At 70.5% G+C, this 16,409-nt stretch carries 18 protein-coding genes and 1 tRNA gene; 12 read left to right on the top strand and 7 right to left on the bottom strand.

The window, feature by feature from the left end:
• Nucleotides 1–18 precede the first annotated feature (18 nt).
• From FHR66_RS02380 to FHR66_RS02360, 5 genes are all read right to left on the bottom strand, one after another.
• On the bottom strand, nucleotides 19–978 hold the full coding sequence (locus tag FHR66_RS02380; RefSeq protein WP_160966991.1) for a ribose-phosphate diphosphokinase: 960 nt from the start codon (nucleotides 976–978) through the stop codon (nucleotides 19–21).
• 141 nt (nucleotides 979–1,119) lie between these two features.
• Nucleotides 1,120–1,196: transfer RNA gene (locus tag FHR66_RS02375), tRNA-Gln, on the bottom strand.
• Nucleotides 1,159–2,073, bottom strand: a complete 915-nt coding sequence (gene ispE, locus FHR66_RS02370) for a 4-(cytidine 5'-diphospho)-2-C-methyl-D-erythritol kinase (protein ID WP_160966989.1) — start codon at nucleotides 2,071–2,073, stop codon at nucleotides 1,159–1,161. The genes FHR66_RS02375 and ispE overlap by 38 nt, the downstream gene beginning before the upstream one ends.
• Entirely contained in the window at nucleotides 2,070–2,723 is a 654-nt protein-coding gene (lolB, locus tag FHR66_RS02365; RefSeq protein ID WP_160966987.1) for a lipoprotein insertase outer membrane protein LolB, read from the bottom strand. Before lolB ends, ispE begins: the two co-directional genes overlap by 4 nt.
• Nucleotides 2,720–4,390: a tetratricopeptide repeat protein gene (locus tag FHR66_RS02360; protein WP_160966985.1), complete on the bottom strand. Its 1,671-nt coding sequence runs from the start codon at nucleotides 4,388–4,390 to the stop codon at nucleotides 2,720–2,722. The genes lolB and FHR66_RS02360 overlap by 4 nt, the downstream gene beginning before the upstream one ends.
• A 66-nt stretch (nucleotides 4,391–4,456) precedes the next feature.
• Between FHR66_RS02360 and hemA the strand changes: the two genes are divergently transcribed.
• The 8 genes from hemA (at nucleotide 4,457) to ppk2 (ending at nucleotide 11,761) form a co-directional block, all read left to right on the top strand.
• Nucleotides 4,457–5,740 carry a glutamyl-tRNA reductase gene (gene hemA, locus FHR66_RS02355; RefSeq protein ID WP_160966983.1) on the top strand — a complete coding sequence of 428 codons (1,284 nt, stop codon included), beginning with the start codon at nucleotides 4,457–4,459 and terminating at the stop codon, nucleotides 5,738–5,740.
• Entirely contained in the window at nucleotides 5,718–6,803 is a 1,086-nt protein-coding gene (gene prfA, locus FHR66_RS02350; protein ID WP_160966981.1) for a peptide chain release factor 1, read from the top strand. The genes hemA and prfA overlap by 23 nt, the downstream gene beginning before the upstream one ends.
• Nucleotides 6,800–7,252, top strand: a complete 453-nt coding sequence (locus FHR66_RS02345) for a GNAT family N-acetyltransferase (protein WP_160966979.1) — start codon at nucleotides 6,800–6,802, stop codon at nucleotides 7,250–7,252. Before prfA ends, FHR66_RS02345 begins: the two co-directional genes overlap by 4 nt.
• A gap of 31 nt (nucleotides 7,253–7,283) precedes the next feature.
• Nucleotides 7,284–8,996, top strand: coding sequence for an O-linked N-acetylglucosamine transferase, SPINDLY family protein (locus FHR66_RS02340; RefSeq protein ID WP_160966977.1), 1,713 nt, complete (start codon nucleotides 7,284–7,286; stop codon nucleotides 8,994–8,996).
• Nucleotides 8,997–9,297: 301 nt separating this feature from the next.
• Nucleotides 9,298–9,897, top strand: a complete 600-nt coding sequence (locus tag FHR66_RS02335) for a hypothetical protein (protein ID WP_456361721.1) — start codon at nucleotides 9,298–9,300, stop codon at nucleotides 9,895–9,897.
• 202 nt (nucleotides 9,898–10,099) lie between these two features.
• Nucleotides 10,100–10,618: a molybdenum cofactor biosynthesis protein B gene (moaB, locus tag FHR66_RS02330; protein WP_160966975.1), complete on the top strand. Its 519-nt coding sequence runs from the start codon at nucleotides 10,100–10,102 to the stop codon at nucleotides 10,616–10,618.
• 13 nt (nucleotides 10,619–10,631) lie between these two features.
• The gene (locus FHR66_RS02325) at nucleotides 10,632–10,976 is read left to right on the top strand and encodes a helix-turn-helix domain-containing protein (RefSeq protein WP_160966973.1); all 345 of its coding nucleotides are present in this window, start codon (nucleotides 10,632–10,634) and stop codon (nucleotides 10,974–10,976) included.
• Entirely contained in the window at nucleotides 10,973–11,761 is a 789-nt protein-coding gene (gene ppk2, locus FHR66_RS02320; RefSeq protein ID WP_160966972.1) for a polyphosphate kinase 2, read from the top strand. Before FHR66_RS02325 ends, ppk2 begins: the two co-directional genes overlap by 4 nt.
• A 462-nt stretch (nucleotides 11,762–12,223) precedes the next feature.
• Here ppk2 and FHR66_RS02315 read toward each other — a convergent pair whose 3' ends face one another.
• On the bottom strand, nucleotides 12,224–12,865 hold the full coding sequence (locus FHR66_RS02315; protein WP_317843714.1) for a TlpA family protein disulfide reductase: 642 nt from the start codon (nucleotides 12,863–12,865) through the stop codon (nucleotides 12,224–12,226).
• Entirely contained in the window at nucleotides 12,862–14,136 is a 1,275-nt protein-coding gene (locus tag FHR66_RS02310; RefSeq protein WP_167087655.1) for a YihY family inner membrane protein, read from the bottom strand. The genes FHR66_RS02315 and FHR66_RS02310 overlap by 4 nt, the downstream gene beginning before the upstream one ends.
• 76 nt (nucleotides 14,137–14,212) lie before the next feature.
• On the opposite strand from FHR66_RS02310, the gene wrbA reads away from it, so the two are divergent.
• The 4 genes from wrbA (at nucleotide 14,213) to ybaK (ending at nucleotide 16,210) form a co-directional block, all read left to right on the top strand.
• Nucleotides 14,213–14,809, top strand: a complete 597-nt coding sequence (wrbA, locus tag FHR66_RS02305; RefSeq protein WP_160966970.1) for an NAD(P)H:quinone oxidoreductase — start codon at nucleotides 14,213–14,215, stop codon at nucleotides 14,807–14,809.
• Nucleotides 14,806–15,162, top strand: coding sequence for a DUF2069 domain-containing protein (locus tag FHR66_RS02300; protein WP_160966968.1), 357 nt, complete (start codon nucleotides 14,806–14,808; stop codon nucleotides 15,160–15,162). Before wrbA ends, FHR66_RS02300 begins: the two co-directional genes overlap by 4 nt.
• A 79-nt stretch (nucleotides 15,163–15,241) precedes the next feature.
• Nucleotides 15,242–15,727: an asparaginase domain-containing protein gene (locus FHR66_RS02295; RefSeq protein ID WP_017909075.1), complete on the top strand. Its 486-nt coding sequence runs from the start codon at nucleotides 15,242–15,244 to the stop codon at nucleotides 15,725–15,727.
• A 9-nt stretch (nucleotides 15,728–15,736) separates the two neighbouring features.
• The gene (gene ybaK, locus FHR66_RS02290) at nucleotides 15,737–16,210 is read left to right on the top strand and encodes a Cys-tRNA(Pro) deacylase (RefSeq protein ID WP_160966966.1); all 474 of its coding nucleotides are present in this window, start codon (nucleotides 15,737–15,739) and stop codon (nucleotides 16,208–16,210) included.
• The last annotated feature ends 199 nt before the right edge of the window (nucleotides 16,211–16,409 follow it).

The raw sequence follows: 16,409 nt of genomic DNA, 5'->3' as shown, positions 1-16,409 counted from the left end.
AATCCCCAATCCCTGCCCTTAATCGACGTACAACGAGCTCACCGACTCGCCGAAGGCGATGCGGCGAATGGTTTCGGCCAACAGCTCGGCGACGCTGAGCTGGCGGATCTTGCCGCAGGCGCGGGCAGCCTCCGACAGCGGGATGGTGTCGGTGACGACCAGCTCGTCCAGCTGCGAATTGGTGATGTTGCTCACCGCGGGGCCGGACAGCACCGGATGCGTGCAGTACGCGGCGACCTTCAGCGCGCCGCGCTCCTTCAGCGCGGCCGCGGCCGCGCACAGGGTGCCGGCGGTGTCGACGATGTCATCGACCAGCACGCAGGTCTTGCCCTCGACGTCGCCGATGATGTTCATCACCGTGGACACGTTGGCGCGCGGGCGGCGCTTGTCGATGATCGCCAGGTCCGCATCGTCCAGGCGCTTGGCCACCGCGCGGGCGCGCACCACGCCACCCACGTCCGGAGACACCACGATCAGGTTGTCGGTGCCGTAGGCGCGCCAGATGTCGGCCAGCAGCAGCGGCGAGGCGTAGACGTTGTCGACCGGGATGTCGAAGAAGCCCTGGATCTGGTCGGCGTGCAGGTCCACGGTCAGCACGCGGTCGGCGTTGACCGCGCTGAACATCTTGGCGGCGACCTTGGCGGTGATCGGCACGCGCGAGGAGCGCATGCGCCGGTCCTGCCGCGAGTAGCCGAAGTACGGCACCACCGCGGTGACGCTGGCGGCGCTGGCGCGCTTGAGCGCATCGATGATCACCAGCAGTTCCATCAGGTTCTCTGCGCTGGGCGCGCAGGTCGGCTGGATCACGAACACTTCCTGCCGGCGCACGTTCTCCTCGATCTCCACCTGCACTTCACCGTCGGAGAAGCTGGAGACCATCGCCTTGCCGGGGCGCACGCCCAGTTCGCGGCAGATGCTTTTGGCCAGGGGCTTGTTGGCGTTGCCGGAGAACACCAGCAGGTTGCGTTGGTCTTGCATGAGGGGTCTCTCGGGTGGCTGCAAAGAGCGTGTGGCGACGAAAACCGGACGAATCGAAAAAGCGAGGAAAAGCGATGCCTTTCCCGTTGAATCCCCGCACAGGGATGTGCAGGCGTTTGCAGAGGGATCTGCATACCCAAATGGCAGGGGCGGTAGGATTCGAACCTACGAATGCCAGGATCAAAACCTGGTGCCTTGGGCCTCTTGGCGACGCCCCTGCGTAAACCTGTGCCAAGCCTCCAGCGCGTCGAGCAGCGGCGAACGCGGGACGCCGCCTGCCACCCAGGCGCGCATCCCGTCCGGCAAGTCCGCCAGCGCGCGCACGGCGGCAGCGCGATCGGCGAACTCGACGAAACAACCGCTCCCCGACCCGGTCAGGCGTGGCGTACCGATCCGCGCCAGCGCCTGGAACGTGGCCTGGACGACCGGTTCGCGGCGAAGCAGGACCGGCTCGAACGCGTTACCGAGCAGGAAACCTGAAACGAAGTCCGCTATTTTCGCGGGCGCAGCATCCCGCGTCAAATCGGGGGACTGGAACAGCGCCGCGGTGGGCACGTGCACCCCCGGATCGGCGAGCACATACCAGGCCGGCGGCAGCGCCAGGGCGGTCAATTGCTCGCCCACCCCCTCGGCCCAGGCGTCGCGCCCGCGCACGAACACCGGCACATCCGCACCCAGCGACAGGCCGAGGCCGGCCAGGGCGTCCTCGTCCAGCCCGGCGCCCCACAGCGCGTTCAGCGCCACCAGTGCGGTCGCCGCATCGGACGAGCCACCGCCGAAGCCGCCGCCCGCCGGAATGCGCTTTTCGACGCGGATATCCACACCTTGGACGACATTCGCCGCTTTTTGCAGAAGCCGCGCGGCGCGCACCAGCAGGTCGTCGGCCTCGGCGACCCCGGCCACGGAGGGGCCGATCCGCGCCACCACCCCGTCCGCGCGCGGCCGCAGGTGCACCGTATCGCCCCAGTCCAGCAGGCGGAACACGGTCTGCAACTGGTGGTAGCCGTCCGCTCGGCGGCCGGTGATCTGCAGAAACAGGTTCAGCTTCGCCGGGGCAGGCCAGGACGACCAGCCCCCGTCGATGGCCGCGCTCATGGCGCCGGAATGTCCCAGTGATCCACCAGCAAGCGCACCTTGGCGTCGCCGTTGCGCGCCTCGATGCGCCGCGGCAGGGCCGGCTGGCCGTCGCTGGGCGGGTACCACTCCTGGAACTCGATGTCCCAGCCCATCTGCCGCAAGGTGCGCGGCCGCCCCTGGGCATCGTAGTCCACGTGTTCGGGCGCTTCGGTATCCCACGCCACCTGCCCGCGCACCCACTGCGGCAGCAGATTGACCGGGATTTCCCAGCCGGTCGCTTCCAGCAGCAGCTGTTCGGCGTTTTCGCCTTCGCGCGGCCCGCCCTCCATGCCTTCCAGGCGCCCGGCCTCGGAGTGGCTGTCGCCGATCAGGCGCCAGCTCTGCCGGGTCACCGGCGCACTGAGCTGCACCTCGTACTGGCGATGCTGCTGCTTCCAGTCGATGCGGCCGCTGCCGCCATTGCGGCCGTTGCTGATCGCGACCCGTCCCTGGAACGACCAGTCCGGATGCACCTGCAGCCACTGCGCGCGCGCGGCCTCGGCCTGCTGCGCGGCGGCATCGGGCGTGGCGACTGCGACTGGCGCCGGGGTGCGGGTGGGCAGCGCGCTGCAGCCGCCCAGCAGCAGCCCGGCGGCCAGCGCCCACGCGGCGCGCAAGCCAGGCCTCACGGGTTCACCTGTTCCAGGGCGCGGCGCAGCGCGCGATTGTCAGGATCGAGCTTGCGCGCCTCGTCGAAGTACTTGTTGGCCTCCTCGTGCTTGCCCTGCTCCCACAGCACCTGGCCGATGTGCGCGGCGATCTCCGGATCCTTCACCTGGCTCCAGGCGCGACGCAGCTGCACCAGCGCCTCCTGGGTCTTGCCGAGCCGGTACAGCACCCAGCCGTAGCTGTCGATGATCGCGGCATTGTCCGGATCGGCGGTGCGGGCGCGGTCGATCAGCTGCAGCGCCTCGCGATAGCGCTTGGTGCGGTCGGCCAGGGTATAGCCGAGCGCGTTCAGTGCCGCCACATTCTCCGGGTCGGTGACCAGGATCTTGCGCAGATCGGCCTCGGCGCGGTCGATGCGGTCGCGGCGCTCCCAGGACAAGCCGCGCGCGTACAGCAGGGCGTTGTCGTCCGGATACGCGGCCAGGCCACGCTCGAACACCTGCAGCTCGCCGGCGTCGTCGCCGCTGCGCTGGCGCAGTTCCGCCTCCAGCACATAGGCGTCGCGGCGCGCGGCATCGTCGGCCTCGGCATCGTCCTGCAGCGCGCGCGCCTCGGCGAAGGCCGCGTCCTTCTGGCCCAGCGCGTACAGCGCGCCGGCCGCGCGCAGCCGCGCCTCGCTGCGCAGCGGGCCGCCCGGCACGCCGTGATACCAGTCCACCGCCTCCTGGTTGCGCTTGAGGAATTCGGCGATCTTGCCGAGCAGCAGGCGTCGCTCCGGATCGGGCCGGTCGGCGCCCTTGCGCAGTTCGTCGTACAGCGCGGTCAAGGCGGCGTTGTCCTGCAGCTTGGCCAGCATCGAGGCGCGCAGGCCATAGTTCTGGGTGGTCTGCGGCCCCAGCGCCAGCACCCGCGCCGCGGCAGCGGTGTCGCCGATGGCGTCGTAGGCATAGGCCAGCGCGGTGCGCAGCTCCGGATCGCCCGACACCTTGGGCTCCACGCCCTCCAGCAGCGCGCGCGCCTGCTCGGTCTTGCCCGCCTGCTGCAGCTGCGTGGCGTGCAGCAGCGCCACGCGCGGCTCCTGCGGGAAGCGCTTGACCAGTTGGTCGACGATGCGCTCGGCCAGCTTGGGCTGGTCCAGGCGCAGCGCCAAACGCCCGAACTCCTGCCAGGCCTCGAGCTGGTCGGGGATGGCGTTGGCGTCGAGCAACTGGTCCAGGGCCTTGGCCGCCACCTCCGGATCGCGGTTGCCGCTGACCAGCGCGATCAGGGCGAAGCGCCAGCCGCGCGGATCCTTGTCGCGCAGCAAGGCCACCAGCAGGCTGCGCGCCTGGCGCAGATTGCCGTTGCGCAGGGCCAGCGAAGCCTCGGCGCTGCGCATGGCCAGCGACTCGGGCGCGCGCTGCCGCCACAGCGCCAGGGCCTGGGTGGCGGCGGCGCTGTCGTTGGCCAGCATCGCGATGCGGGTGGCACGTTCGGCCAGACCGGCGTCGCCGGGGCTGTCGTTGGCGGCCTGCAGGTACCAGCGCGAGGCGTCGGCCAGTTGCCCGGCCTGCAGGGCGAACTCGCCGGCCAGGACCGGGGTCATCACGTCCTGGGCGGGGCTCGGCGCCTTGGCCGCGGCCGGTGCGGCCACGGCGGCGATTGCGGACAGCAGCAGAAAGGTACGGATGCGAATCAGTGCGGGCATCGGAAGCGGCCGGGCCGTAAAATGGGGCCCTGAATGGCCAGCAGCTTATCGCAAGCAACTGAACAGATGACGTTGTGGGTGCTCGGATTGAACCACCAGACCGCGCCGGTCGACCTGCGCGAACGGGTGGCATTCGCCGGCGACGCATTGCCGCGCGCGCTGCAATCGCTGCGTGCGCTGCCCGACGTCACCGAAGCGGCGCTGCTGTCCACGTGCAATCGCACCGAGCTGTACGCCATTGCCGGCGATGCACAGCACCTGGCCGACTGGCTGGATTCGCACGCCGCCGGCCTGCACGGCTATCTGTACCAGCACCAGGATGCGGACGCGGTGCGGCACCTGTTCCGGGTCGCCACCGGGCTGGACTCGATGGTGCTGGGCGAGCCGCAGATCCTCGGCCAAGTGAAGGACGCCTGGTCGCTGGCACGCGAGCACGGGGCGATGGGCAGCCGCCTGGACCGGCTGTTCCAGCAGACCTTCTCGGTAGCCAAGCGCGCGCGCACCGACACCCGGGTCGGCGCCAATCCGGTCTCGGTCGCCTCCACCGCGGTGCGCCTGGCGCAAAGCTCCTTCGCCCGGCTCAGCGAATCCACCGTGCTGCTGGTCGGCGCCGGCGAGACCATCGAGCTGGCCGCCAAGCATCTCAGCGAGGGTCGCGTGCGACGCCTGCTGATCGCCAACCGCACCCTCGCCCACGCACAGGAACTGGCCAGCCGCCACGGCGGCGTGGCGCTGCCGCTGAGCGAGCTGGAGCGTCACCTGCACGAGGCCGACGTGGTGTTCTCGGCCACCGCCGCGCGCGAGCCGGTGGTGACCCGGGCGCAGGTCGAACAGGCGCTGCGCGCACGCAAGCACAAGCCGATGCTGCTGTTCGACCTGGCAGTGCCGCGCGACATCGAGGCCGGCGTGGCCGACTTGGCCGACGCCTACCTGTACACCGTCGACGACCTGGAACGCGCGGTCGAGGACAACCGACGCGGCCGCCGCGAGGCCGCCGAGGCGGCCGAGGCGATCATCGACCTGCAGGTCGTGCGCTACATGGAAGCGCTGCAGGCCAGCACCCGCCAGGCGCCGCTCAAGCGCCTGCGCGCGCATGGCGACAGCACCCGCGACGACGTGCTGGCCAAGGCGCGGCAACAACTGGCGCACGGCAAGCCCGCCGACGAGGTGCTGGAGTTCCTCGCCAACACCCTGACCAACCGCCTGCTGCATCCGCCCACCGCGGCCCTGCGCGAGGCGGCGCTGCGCGGCGACGCCGACCTGGCCCGCGCCGCCGAGCGCCTGTTCCCGGAGAAGCCGGGCTATTTCCACCCCATTCTGAAGACCGATGACACCGACCCTGCGCCGTAAGCTGGAGGCGCTGGCCGAGCGTCGCGAAGAACTCGAACGCCTGCTGTCCGACCCCGAGGTGGTGAGCGACAACGCGCGCTTCCGCGACTACTCGCGCGAGTTCGCGCAACTGGAGCCGGTCGCCGCCGCGCTGGCGGCCGAGGCCGCGGCCAAGGCCGACCTGGCCTCGGCCGAGACGATGCGCGCCGATCCGGAACTGCGCGAACTGGCCGAGGAGGAAATCGGCGCCGCGCAGGCGCGCCTGGCCGAACTGGATGCGGAACTGGCACTGCTGCTGGTGCCGCGGGATCCGCGCGACGACGGCAACCTGTTCCTGGAAGTGCGTGCCGGCACCGGCGGCGACGAGGCGGCGATCTTCGCCGGCGACCTGTTCCGCATGTACGCGCGCTACGCCGAGCGCCAGGGCTGGAAGGTGGAAGTGGAATCGGACAGCCCAGGCGAGCACGGCGGCTACAAGGAGATCGTGGCGCGCATCGTCGGCCGTGGCGCTTACTCCAAGCTGAAATTCGAATCCGGCACGCACCGCGTGCAGCGCGTGCCGGCGACCGAGTCGCAGGGCCGCATCCACACCTCCGCGGCGACGGTGGCGATCATCCCCGAGGCCGACGACGTGGAGGAGATCGCGATCAACCCGGCCGACCTGAAGATCGATACCTTCCGCTCTTCCGGCGCCGGCGGCCAGCACGTCAACAAGACCGAGTCGGCGATCCGCATCACCCATGTCCCCAGCGGCGTGGTGGTCGAGTGCCAGACCGAGCGCAGCCAGCACGCCAACCGCGACAAGGCGATGAAACGGCTCAAGGCGCAGTTGCTGGAGGCCGAGCGCAGCAAGCAGGCCGCGGCCGAGGCGCAGGACCGCAAGTTGCAGGTCGGCAGTGGCGACCGCAGCCAGCGCATCCGCACCTACAACTTCCCGCAGGGCCGGATCACCGACCACCGCGTCGAGGGCCTGACCCTGTACGACCTGCCGAACGTGATCGAGGGCGACCTCGATGCACTGATCGGGCGCCTGAGCCACGAGCACCAGGTCGACGAACTCGCGCGCCTGAGCGACAGCCCATGAGCGTGCGCGTGCGCCAGTCCGATGCGCACGACCTGCCGGCGCTGGCAGCGCTGTTCGATGCCTACCGGCAGTTCTACGGGCAGGCCCCGGATGCGGCGACCGCGCACGCCTTCCTGGCTGCGCGCCTGGCCCGCGCCGAGTCGGTGGTGCTGCTGGCCGAGCGCGATGCGCAGGCCGCCGGCTTCGTGCAGTTGTATCCGTCCTTCTCTTCGGTGCGGGCGGCACGGCTGTGGATCCTCAACGATCTGTACGTCACGCCTGCGCACCGCCGCCACGGCGTGGCGCAGGCGCTGCTGCACGCCGCCGAAGGCCACGCCGCGGACGATGGCGCGGTGCGCATCGTGCTGGAGACGGCGCAGGACAATCTCTCCGCGCAGGCCCTGTACCGCGCCTGCGGCTGGCAGCAGGACCTGAGCGCGCAGCACTACGCCAAGGCGCTGGTGCCATGAGCGTGCGCGGACTGCGGTCGATCACGGCCGCATGAACGGCGGCGCCGACGAACGCCTGCACCTGCAGGCCGCGGTGCAACGCGATCCGCAGGATTTCCTGGCCTGGGTGATGCTCGCCGACGCCGAACTCGGTGCCGGCGCGGTTGCCGCGGGCGAACAGGCTGCCGTGCGCGCACTGCAGCTGCGTCCGGGGCATCCGGAGGCGCTGGCGCGGCTGGGCCGGGTGCGCTGGACCCAGGGTCGCCATGCCGAGGCCGCGCAGGCCCTGCGCGCAGCGCTGCAACAGGCGCCGCAGCACCCGGGCATCGCGGTCTGGCTGGGCCACGCACTGGAAGACAACGGCGAGGCGGAAGCCGCGGCGCAGGCCTATGCGCACGCGCATGCCTTGCTGCCGCAGGAACCGTCGATCGCCGCCTACCTGCTGAACTGGCGCCGCAAGCTGTGCGACTGGCGCGGGCTGGACGCGCTGTCGCAACAGGTGCGCAGCGCGGTGCGGCAGGGGCATCCGACCATCGAACCGTTCGCCTTCCTCAACGAGGACGCGGGCGCGGACGAGCAGTTGCGCTGCGCGCGCAACCGCGCCCAGGCGCTGGCGCGCGCCCTCGCGCCGCTGCCCGCCACGCAGGTGCGCAGTGATGGCGCGCTGCGCATTGGGTTCCTGTCCAACGGCTTCGGCGCACATCCCACCGGCCTGCTGACCGTCGCCCTGTTCGAGCGCCTGCGGGCGCACCCCGACCTGCAGGTACACCTGTTCGCGCTCAACCACGACGATCGCAGCGCGATCGGCGCGCGCCTGCAGGCGGCCGCGCATGCCTGGCACGCCGTGGCCGGGCAGCCGCATCGGCAGATCGCCCAGCGCATCCGCGACGCCGGCATCGACCTGCTGTTCGATCTGCGCGGCTGGGGCGGCGGCGGCACGCCCGAGGTGCTGGCGCTGCGCCCGGCACCGGTGCAGTTGAACTGGCTGGCCTACCCCGGCACCTCCGGCGCGCCGTGGATCGACTACGTGGTCGGCGATGCCTATGCGTTGCCGCCCACCCTGGCCGCGCACTACAGCGAGCGGGTGCTGCGGCTGCCGCGCGCCTTCCAGCCCTCCGACGACACCCGCCATGTCGGCACCCCACCGGCGCGCCGCGACTGCGGCCTGCCCGAGCACGGCACCGTGTTCTGCTGCTTCAACAACAGCTACAAGCTCGGCCCGCGCAGCCTGGCGCGGATGCTGGAGGTGCTGCGACAGGTGCCGGACAGCGTGCTGTGGCTGCTGTCCGGCCCGGGCCAGGCCGATGACCGACTGCGTGCGGCCGCTGCGGCGGCCGGCGTGGAACCGACGCGTCTGCGCTTCATGCCCAAACTGGCGCATCCGGACTATCTGGCGCGCTACCGGCACGCCGACCTGTTCCTGGACACCCATCCGTACAACGCCCACACCACCGCCTCCGATGCCTTGTGGGCCGGCTGCCCGGTGCTGACCTGCCCCGGCAGCACCTTCGCCGCGCGCGTGGCCGGCAGCCTCAACCATCATCTCGGCCTGGACGAAATGAATGCCGCCGACGACGCGGCGTTCGTCGCCACCGCGGTGCGCCTGGGTCGCGATCCTGCTGCACTGCAGGCGCTGCGCGAGCGGTTGCACGCGCGGCGCGCGGACAGCGGGCTGTTCGACATGCAAGGTTTCGCCTCCGACTTCGCCGCGCTGCTGCGCGACACTGCGGCACGCCACGGCTGGCAAGGCGCGGCGTCGGCCTGATTGAATCGGGATGCGCGGCAGCCGCGCGGCGCGCATGAACATGCGTGAGGCGCGACGGCGCGTCACTTGTTGCCATCGACGTCGCTGATGGAACCTTTGCATCGCATCATTCGGTCTCTTCTTGCGCGCAACGCCACGACGCACCCCGCGATGAGGACGATCCATCGCTGCAGATCGCACCGAAGCGTCACAGACAATCAGCGAGTACGGCCTGTGCATGTCAGCGGATCGCCTACAACACTTGACCTCAAGCAAACTTGAGGTCCGACACTGCGCGCACGCTCCCTGTGCAGATCCCGCGATGTCGCTGTCGTTCCCCACGCCCACGCCCTCCTCCCCCGCGCCCACACGCAGCATGCTGCTCGCCGAGGCGTCCATGCCCGACCGGACCGCCCTGCTCGAATGCGTGCGCGGCTTGTGCGACCACCGCCTGCACGCCCTGACCTGGATGGAATCCCTCGGCGACGCCCCCGATCTGCTGTACGCACGCTGCTGCTGCGACGCGGCACCCGAACTGCATGAACTGCTGCGCGCACGCCTGCCGGCGCTGCGGCGGACGCTGCGGCGCTACCGGCGCATCCGCAGCGGCGTGTCCGATCCGCACCGGGAAGCGTCCTGCGTGGTGGTCACACGCGTCCCGACACGCGATGCGGCGCAGGCGCAGCGCCGCGCCGACGCTGCCTTCGCCGCCCTGCAGGATGGCGCGCATGCGCTGCGGGGATTGATCGCCGCGCAGCTGTACCTGTCCGACGACGGCCGCACCCTGCTCGAATGCACCGAGTGGCACGGCGCCGACGCGCAGCGACGCGCGCTGCAGCGCGAGCCCGAGCGCCTGCCGCTGGCGGCCGATCGTACTGCCAGCGTCCATCGCTTCCGGCCGCGCACGCTGGCCCTGGCGTGAAATACCCGATCCTCCGCATGAAGCGGCTCGATCGCGCTTAGGCGCCGGGATCGGGCTCAAGCAAGGCCGACACGCCACGCGGCCTGCCTTATTGGGCGCGGGCCGGTCTCCATCCAGCAAGCAATGGCCCTGGAAGCACCGTAGCTGAAGCGGTGGCGCGGGCAGGCTATACGCCGGCCGGGCGAGCGGCTAGGCTGCCGGCATGAGCGCAAACGCCGACTTCATTGCCTTGAACCTGTGCGTGCTGACCGTCTCGGACACGCGCAGCCTCGACCAGGACAGTTCCGGCGACTACCTGGTCGCCGCCCTCAGCGGCGTCGGCCATCGCCTGCACGCGCGGGAGCTGCTGCCGGACGATCGCTACCGGATGCGCGCCACGGTCTCGGCCTGGATCGCCGATCCCGGGGTGGATGGCATCCTGGTCACCGGCGGCACCGGCTTCACCGGCCGCGATTCCACGCCCGAGGCCCTGCTGCCGTTGCTGGACAAGCAGATGCCAGGCTTCGGCGAGCTGTTCCGCGCGATCAGTGTCGAGGAGATCGGCACCTCCTCGCTGCAGTCGCGCGCCTTCGCCGGCCTGGCCAATGCCACCTTCCTGTTCTGCCTGCCCGGCTCCACCTCGGCCTGCCGCACGGCCTGGGAACGGATCATCGTCGCGCAGCTGGATGCCCGCACCCGCCCCTGCAATCTGGCCACGCTGCGCCCGCGGCTGAAGGAATGACCTGGACTCCCGCATGTCCCTGGACACCACGTTGCGCCTGCTGGCCAAAGCCAGCGGCATGAGCGCCGCGGACATCGCCGCGGCCATCCCACGCGCCGGTGCGGCCACGGTCAAGGCCTGGATGGCCGGCGAGAAGTTGCCCGGGCGCGCCCAGCTCACTGCGCTGGCGCGCACCTTCGGCGTCCCCGCCGGCGCCCTGCTCGGCGAACTGGCCAGCCAGCTGGACCCGGCGCGCACCCGCGGCGAACACGACTTGCTGCAGGCCTACCGCGCCCTCGACACCCGCCAGCAAGGCGCGCTGCTGGAAGTGGCGCGCAGCATGGCCGGCACCGGCACCCGCAAGCGGAGCAGCAAATGAGTCATCTGAAGCGCAAGCAGTACAAGGCCCTGATGCAGCCGCTGCAGTTGGAACTGATGGCGATGGCGCAGGCCGTGCAGCACAGCGGCGAGCGTGTGCTGGTGCTGTTCGAAGGCCGCGACACCGCCGGCAAGGGTGGTGCGATCCAGGCCATCGCCGAACACCTGAACCCGCGCCAGTGCCGGGTGGTGGCCCTGCCCAAGCCGACCGACCGCGAAGCCACGCAGTGGTATTTCCAGCGCCACATCGCGCACCTGCCGGCCGCCGGCGAGATCGTGCTGATGGACCGCAGCTGGTACAACCGCGCCGGCGTGGAGCGGGTCATGGGCTACTGCAGCGATGCCGAGTACCACGCCTTCCTGCGCCAGACCCCGCTGTTCGAGCGGCTGCTGGTGGACGATGGCATCCGCCTGTTCAAGTACTGGCTGTGCGTGGACCAGGCGCAGCAGGAAAAGCGTTTCGCCGAGCGCCTGCACGACCCGCTGAAGGGCTGGAAGCTGTCGCCGGTGGACCTGAAGTCGCGCAGCCAGTACGCCGACTACACCCGCGCCCGCGAAGCGATGCTGGAGGCCACGCATCGCGACTATGCGCCGTGGACCCTGGTCGACTTCAACGACCAGAAGCGCGGCCGTCTGACCCTGATCCGGCACCTGCTCGATCAGTTGCCGGAAACCCGCCTGCACGAACCGGACCTGGACCTGCCGCCGCTGAAGCACAAGCTGCACAAGGAAAAGTTCGGGCTGCTGCAGCCGATTCCGTCGTATGAGGCCGGGAGTGGGGATTAGGGAATGGGGATTGAGCGAGGCCTGCGGCGCGCAGCCGTGGCCTTCCGACATCGCCTCGCTTGGCGCGCCCACCCACAGGGATAGTGCGTCGCGGCTGAAGCCGCTTTTAAGGGGGACAGGCGCCTGTTTAGTGGTGTGCGAGCAGAGGCCATCGTAGGAGCGGCTTCAGCCGCGACGAGCGAAGCCATCCCATCCTCCCGTCGCGCAAGGCGTCGGGACTGAAGTCCCTCCCACAACGACTGCGCTTCATTCCGGACGCATCGGATAGGGGGTCGGGTTTAGCCGCGTCACCACCATCGGTCAGCCTTCCGGGTCGCGGCTGAAGCCGCTCCTACAGCGATTCGACCGCGATCTGATGGCGACCTGATGGCGCCTCCGCACGCACGCAAGCGCGCATCCCAGTCCCCAATCCCGAAGGCCCAGTCCCAGGCGACGACCACGCCGCACAGCCAACCGACACCCTCACCCCGCCGCCTTCCCCTTGCCCTGACCGGGTGCCGGGCCACCGGCAGCGGCGATCGCGCTTTCGATGTCCTTCGCGTTGACCGGCCCCAGGAACTGCTTGGCGACCTTGCCATCGGGCGCGATCAGGTAAGTCATCGGCAGCCCGCGCGGGGTGGCGAAGTCCGCCGGCGGCGCATAGGTGTCGACGATGACGATCGGATAGGCGACCGGATGCTGCTTCAGGAACGCCTGCATCTCCGCCGGCTCGATGTCCTCGTAGGCCAGGCCCACCACCTCGATGTTGTCGCGCATGACGTGCAGGGCCGACAGCTCCGGCATCTCCTTCAGGCACGGCGCGCACCAGGTGGCCCAGAAATTCACCACCACCCACTGCCCGCGATGCGCGGCCAGGTCGTACTCGCGACCGTCCACCGCCTTCATCTTCAGGGTCGGCTCGGAGCGGGTCTCCTGCACCACGGACGGTCCGGCTGCCGGGGCGGCGGGGGCCTCCGGCGCTGGCGGAGCGGGCGGCGGCTTGGGCGCGGAGGATGGCGCGGTGGTCGCGGTGCCGTCGGCCGGCTTGGGCGTGGGCTGGCGGTCGCACCCGGCCAGCAAGGCGGCGGCGGCGAACAGCGGGAACAACAGGCGCATGGCGGTCATGCAAGGTCTCCGATCTCGGTATAGAGGTCGCCGACGCGACGCTTGAGCACGTCGCGCAGCGGCAGGCGCAGTTCGTCCAGCGCGCGGCACGCCGCCTGGCCCAGGGCGTCGTCGCGGCACGGCAAATAGGTCTCGACGACGGGGATGCGCAGCTGGCAATTCTCGTACAGCTCGGCCACCGGCAGGTCGCTCAGGTCGCGGGCCAGCAACCAGTCGCCCTGCTCGGTACGGCGGAGCAGGCGGATGCGTTCCAGCTCGCACAGCAGTTGCTGCATCAACGAGTCGGTCAGCATCGGCTCCAACTGCAGGATCTGGTCCTCCTGCAGCCCGCAGCCCTGCTTGCGCGCCTGCGCGAAGCGCCCGAGCAGGCGCAGCAGGCCATAGATCTCGTAGCCGGCCGGCAGGCGCATCGAGGCCGGCTGGTAGCGGAACGCGGCGATCGAGGACGACACCGAGGCACCGAGCAGGATCGCGATCCAGCTCAGGTAGATCCACAACAGGAAGATCGGCACGAACGCGACCGTGCCGTAGATGCGCTGGTACGACTGGAAGCTGCCCAGGTACAGGCTCAACCCCCACTTCACCAGTTCCAGCAGCAGCACCGCCAGCAGCGCGCCCGGCACCGCGTGGCGCAGCTTGACCGTGTGGTGCGGCACCACCCTGTACACCAGGGTGATGCAGACGAACTCGATCAGCACCGGCGCCACGCTCAGCACCACCTGCGCCAGCAGCCGGCCCTCGCTGGTCTTGAACAGCGGCAGCGCGAAGAACCGTGCCGACACCGCCAGCGATGCCGCGGCCAGCAGCGCGCCGAGGGTCAGCACGGTCCAGTACACCAGGAAGCGGGTCAGCTGCGGCCGCGCCGACACCACCCGCCAGATCTGGTTGAAGGTCTGCTCGACGCTGTTGAGGGTGATCAGCAGCGAGACCACCAGCGCGACCACGCCGGCGGTGGTCAGTTGCCCGGCGCTGGCCGAGAACTGGCGCAGGTAGGCCTCCACCGAGCGCGCCGCGGCCGGCACGAAGTTGGAGAAGATGTAGTCGCTGAGCTGGTCGCTCCACTTGTCGAACACCGGGAACGCCGACAGCACCCCGAACACCACCACCGCCAGCGGCACTAGGGCGAAGATGGTGGTGTAGGCCAGCGAGGCCGCGGCCTGGAACAGGCGGTCGTCGATGAAGCGCCGCCACAGGAAGCCGGCGAAGCTGCGCATGCGCGCGCGGTCGCGCAGGCGATCGGCCCAGAGATTGACGGTGTCCAGCGGCTGCATCGGGCAAGGGTACCCGATGCGCATGGACGCCGGCATCGTCGATACTGGCGGTCGTTTCGATCCACGAGAGGGCCGCATGGCCGAGATTCTGGTCCTGTACTACAGCCGCGGCGGCTCGGTGGCGCGCCTGGCGCGGCAGATCGCGCGCGGCGTCGGCGAGGTGCCGGGCATGGCCGCGCGCCTGCGCACCGTGCCGCCGGTGGCCGCGGTCACCCAGACCAGCGCACCGCCGGTGCCCGACAGCGGCGCGCCGTACGTGGATGCCAGCGACCTGCGCGACTGCGTGGGCCTGGCGCTGGGCAGCCCGACCCGCTTCGGCAACATGGCCGCGCCGGTCAAGCACTTCATCGACGGGCTCGGCGCCGACTGGGCCAGCGCCACCCTCGCCGGCAAGCCGGCGGCGGTGTTCACCTCGACCGCGTCGCTGCACGGCGGCCAGGAAGCCACCCTGCTGTCGATGCATCTGCCGCTGCTGCACCACGGCTGCCTGATCGTCGGCATTCCCTACACCGAACCGCTGCTCAGCAGCACCCGCAGCGGCGGCACGCCGTACGGGGCCAGCCACGTCGCTGGTGCCGACGACGATCCGCAACCCAGCGAGGAAGAAGCGCAACTGGCGCGCGCGCTCGGCCGGCGCCTGGCCGACATCGCGCAGCGACTGGCGGCACCATGAGCGGGGGGCGCCTGCGGGTGGCGCTGGGGGTGACGCTGCTGGCGCTGGCGGCGCTGTTCGCGGCCTGGTTCCACGACGATCGCCACCGTCTCGCCGCCCTGCTGGTGTTCGCGCTGCCGCCGCTGCTGCTCGCCGTGGGCGTGCTGCGCGGCTCGGCGCTGGCGCGGTTCTGGAGCGGCGTGGGCGCGCTGCTGTGGTTCAGCCATGGGGTGATGACCGCCTGGAGCCACCCGCCGCAGCGCGGCTACGGCTGGGCCGAACTGCTGCTGGCGCTGCTGGTGGTGGGCCTGTCCAGCGCGCCGGGCATCCGCGCGCGTTTCGCCCGCCGTCGCGGCGCCGCCGGGCGCGACTGAGCGGCCATCCCGCCGCGCCCGGTATCATGGACGGCCTGCGCGGCCACGGCCGCGTCCCGACATGCTTCTAGGAACGCCAATGGAAGAACTCCTGATCGTCACCACCGGCGGCACGATCGACAAGATCTACTTCGACGACAAGTCCGACTACCAGATCGGCGACCCGCAGATCGGCCAGATCCTCAAGGAACTGGGCGTGACCTTCCGCTTCACCGTGATCCCGATCATCCGCAAGGATTCGCTGCACATCACCGACGAGGACCGCGAGCTGATCCGCGCCACCATCGCCGCACAGTCCGCGCGGCATGTGCTGATCACCCACGGCACCGACTCGATGGTGCAGACCGGCAAGGTGCTGCAGGCGATCGAGGGCAAGACCATCGTGATGACCGGCGCGCTGAACCCGGCGCGCTTCCGCGGTTCCGACGCCGAGTTCAACATCGGTTGCGCGGTCGGCGCGGTGCAGTCGCTGCCGGCCGGCGTCTACATCGCCATGAATGGGCGCATCTGGGACCCGCAGAAGGTACGCAAGAACGTGGCGGCCAACCGCTTCGAAGCCGCCTGAGCGACCGCGATGTCCAAGGCGACGCGCGCAACCAAGGCGTTGGACGCGGCCGGCATCGTCTACCGGCTGCATCCCTACGACTACGCCGCCGAAGCCGGCGCCAAGGGCCTGCAGGCCGCGCAGGCGCTGGGCCTGCCGCCGGAGCGGGTGCTGAAGAGCCTGATGGCCTGGGTCGATACGCGCGCGGTCTGCGTGGTGGTCCCGTCCGATCGCCGGGTGCAGTTGAAGAAACTGGCCGCGGCCGCGGGCGGCAAGGCGGCGCGGATGATGGAGGCGGCCGAGGCCGAGCGCCGCACCGGCTACAAGGTCGGCGGCATCAGCCCGCTGGGCCAACAGCGGCCGGCGCCGGTGCTGGTGGAGCAATCGGCATTGGGCGCGGGCAGCGTGTGGTTCAACGCCGGGCAGCGCGGCCTGCTGCTGGAGATGGACGCCGCGCAGATCCTCGATGCGCTGCAGGCGCGTGCCTGCGATCTGTGCGAATGATGGCGACGCAGGAGCGAATGGCGTAGAGCGTGCTCCCGCCGATCGCCGTGCCGGGCAGCGTCCTGTCCGTGGCATTGGCACGCACCGAAGCCCACGCCGTCGTGCCAGCGGCCGGATCCGCACGACAAGTGCAGCGATGGCTGACATGGCGTAGCGCGGTGGCACGCCACGCGACAGCGAGCCCCTGCGCCCATAAAAA

The organism is Xanthomonas sp. F4 (assembly GCF_011761895.1).
The sequence above is the reverse complement of the archived record's forward strand: the minus strand, read 5'-3'. Positions and strand labels throughout refer to the sequence as shown.

What these genes read in the sequence shown, in the direction of transcription:
- FHR66_RS02380 (WP_160966991.1), bottom strand. Translation starts at nt 978, where the DNA reads ATGCAAGACCAACGCAACCTGCTGGTGTTCTCCGGCAACGCCAACAAG.
- ispE (WP_160966989.1), bottom strand. Translation starts at nt 2,073, where the DNA reads ATGAGCGCGGCCATCGACGGGGGCTGGTCGTCCTGGCCTGCCCCGGCG.
- FHR66_RS02360 (WP_160966985.1), bottom strand. Translation starts at nt 4,390, where the DNA reads ATGCCCGCACTGATTCGCATCCGTACCTTTCTGCTGCTGTCCGCAATC.
- hemA (WP_160966983.1), top strand. Translation starts at nt 4,457, where the DNA reads ATGACGTTGTGGGTGCTCGGATTGAACCACCAGACCGCGCCGGTCGAC.
- prfA (WP_160966981.1), top strand. Translation starts at nt 5,718, where the DNA reads ATGACACCGACCCTGCGCCGTAAGCTGGAGGCGCTGGCCGAGCGTCGC.
- FHR66_RS02345 (WP_160966979.1), top strand. Translation starts at nt 6,800, where the DNA reads ATGAGCGTGCGCGTGCGCCAGTCCGATGCGCACGACCTGCCGGCGCTG.
- FHR66_RS02340 (WP_160966977.1), top strand. Translation starts at nt 7,284, where the DNA reads ATGAACGGCGGCGCCGACGAACGCCTGCACCTGCAGGCCGCGGTGCAA.
- FHR66_RS02335 (WP_456361721.1), top strand. Translation starts at nt 9,298, where the DNA reads ATGTCGCTGTCGTTCCCCACGCCCACGCCCTCCTCCCCCGCGCCCACA.
- moaB (WP_160966975.1), top strand. Translation starts at nt 10,100, where the DNA reads ATGAGCGCAAACGCCGACTTCATTGCCTTGAACCTGTGCGTGCTGACC.
- FHR66_RS02325 (WP_160966973.1), top strand. Translation starts at nt 10,632, where the DNA reads ATGTCCCTGGACACCACGTTGCGCCTGCTGGCCAAAGCCAGCGGCATG.
- ppk2 (WP_160966972.1), top strand. Translation starts at nt 10,973, where the DNA reads ATGAGTCATCTGAAGCGCAAGCAGTACAAGGCCCTGATGCAGCCGCTG.
- FHR66_RS02315 (WP_317843714.1), bottom strand. Translation starts at nt 12,865, where the DNA reads ATGACCGCCATGCGCCTGTTGTTCCCGCTGTTCGCCGCCGCCGCCTTG.
- FHR66_RS02310 (WP_167087655.1), bottom strand. Translation starts at nt 14,136, where the DNA reads ATGCAGCCGCTGGACACCGTCAATCTCTGGGCCGATCGCCTGCGCGAC.
- wrbA (WP_160966970.1), top strand. Translation starts at nt 14,213, where the DNA reads ATGGCCGAGATTCTGGTCCTGTACTACAGCCGCGGCGGCTCGGTGGCG.
- FHR66_RS02300 (WP_160966968.1), top strand. Translation starts at nt 14,806, where the DNA reads ATGAGCGGGGGGCGCCTGCGGGTGGCGCTGGGGGTGACGCTGCTGGCG.
- FHR66_RS02295 (WP_017909075.1), top strand. Translation starts at nt 15,242, where the DNA reads ATGGAAGAACTCCTGATCGTCACCACCGGCGGCACGATCGACAAGATC.
- ybaK (WP_160966966.1), top strand. Translation starts at nt 15,737, where the DNA reads ATGTCCAAGGCGACGCGCGCAACCAAGGCGTTGGACGCGGCCGGCATC.